Annotated in this window: 1 protein-coding gene; it reads left to right on the top strand. The window is 36.8% G+C overall.

Annotated elements, in window-relative coordinates; translation table 11 throughout:
• The first annotated feature begins 294 nt into the window (after positions 1-294).
• Complete coding sequence (locus ACVA53_RS24875) at positions 295-1,380, top strand: PIN domain-containing protein (protein WP_446506621.1); 1,086 nt, start codon at positions 295-297, stop codon at positions 1,378-1,380.
• Positions 1,381-1,419 lie beyond the last annotated feature (39 nt).

Here is a 1,419-nt window from a genome sequence, read left to right as displayed (position 1 = left end):
AATGGGTGTCCGGATTAAAACGGAATGACTGTCCGGATAATGCCGGAATAGGTGTCCGGTTTGCTCCGGCGCATGCAGTCAGAACTCTGGATCAGCAGGAGCAGAGATAAATTTCGGTTTTAACTCTTAACTTAGAGTCACGTAATCAAGTTTTGTTCGGTGAGTCTGAGTCGCTAATTTCACTCATCCACTAAACTATAGGTACATTCGATTAAGATCACAAAAATATCTTTAAAATCAGCATAATAAATAAGACAATATAGATATACATCAAACTATTATGTGGAAAAAAAGGTGCCCAAAGTAGTCTTAGATACTAATATTCTTCGTGAAAATGGTATCGACAAAAGTGACATGGTGATGCTTGCTCGTTTAGCTAGAGAAAGTACTTTAGATGTGTATATACCGAACATCGTTAAGCGTGAATACCTGAGCCAGCAATATCTTGATTTGTCAGAACATTGCCAGAAAATCTCTAGCTCACTGCAAGCTATTCGCAAAAAGATGAATAATGCACATCCTAATCATCAGTATGTCGAAAAAATAAGTAATCAATTAAAACAGCTGAAAGAAGGACTTGAGGCTCCTATTTATGACAGCTTTACTGACTGGATGCAGGCTAACCGTATCGAAGAGATTCCTTTTAAACCAGTAGATATCGTTTCTATCATTGATGAATACTTTTCAGGTGGTGGCGTTTTTAAAAAAGCTAAACATCGAGACGATTTTCCTGATGCTATGATATCGAAGGGAGTTCTTTCACTGGCCCAAAAAGGGCCAGTGATAGTTCTTTGCAAGGATGGTAACTTCCATGAAAAAATATCTAAATATGAAAATGTTACTGTAATTAAGACACTACGTGAATTTTTAGATACTCCAACCATATCTAGTATTTTGAAAGAACTTGATAAGAAATCAGAGAAGATCGAGCTGATTAAGAGCGTATTAACTTCATGTAATTCACAAGAGATACTTAAAATGTATCTCCTATCCGAAGAAGCAGATATTGAAGATGTTTATCTCAATGGTGATGAGCTATCTGGTACTGACAATCTTCTGCTAGAAAGCTCCTACAATGAAGATATACAGTATATAGATGTATCTACAATCCATCATATAACACTAGGTGACATTAGATACATTAATGATGATATGTATAGTGTTGATGTTCAATTTGAAGCTAAGGCTGCTGTTAATTACGCTGCGTATTATGGAGACTTTATTTCTCTAGATGATAAGAGTCAAGAAGAAATAGATATCGATAATATAAAAGGGGATGGCTATTGTAATTGCTCTGAAATTAGGACAGTTACATTCTTGGGAGCTATCGAAATATATCTAGTTCGTAAGCGCCCCACGATCCCACGTGGCGCGCTTTAATAATCGAAGTTCCAAGGAAGCAGCGAGTCGATATCCGGC

It is taken from the genome of Photobacterium sp. DNB23_23_1, from assembly GCF_052873815.1.
Note: the sequence above shows the minus strand (reverse complement) of the source record. Positions and strands in the feature narration are given on the sequence as shown.